The organism is Gilvimarinus sp. 1_MG-2023 (assembly GCF_030548285.1).
The window spans coordinates 1-357 of record NZ_JAUOSC010000401.1 but is presented as its reverse complement, the minus strand read 5'-3'; the positions used below and the strand labels follow the sequence as shown (position 1 = coordinate 357).

General features: G+C 53.5%; 1 protein-coding gene. It reads right to left on the bottom strand.

Annotated elements, in window-relative coordinates:
• On the bottom strand, positions 1 to 357 hold a 357-nt coding region (locus tag Q4563_RS17365; RefSeq protein WP_303605389.1), incomplete at both ends, for an MFS transporter.

Here is a 357-nt window from a genome sequence, read left to right as displayed (position 1 = left end):
GGCAACCAGATAGATAAAGAAGGGTAATTCCCAGGACTGAACCGCCAGCAAGCCACCAATAAACAGTAAAATCACACCTCCTGCCTCCACCGCCATGCCTTGCCGGGCAATCATTTTCAAGCGCTCATGCCCAACGTAAAACTGTGAAATCAGTGTCGTACTGCCAGCCATCACCACCGTGGTCATCGCCCCCAGTGCGATCCGGTTGCTGTATACCGCTATAGGCCCAGACAACCATTGCCCGGAAACGCCCAGTGCACCGTACAAAAACAAAGCAACAAAAGTACATGGATAAGCACCAAACCGATCAATCAAACGCCCGGCAAACGGCGCGAACAACACCGCTCCCAGCGCAGG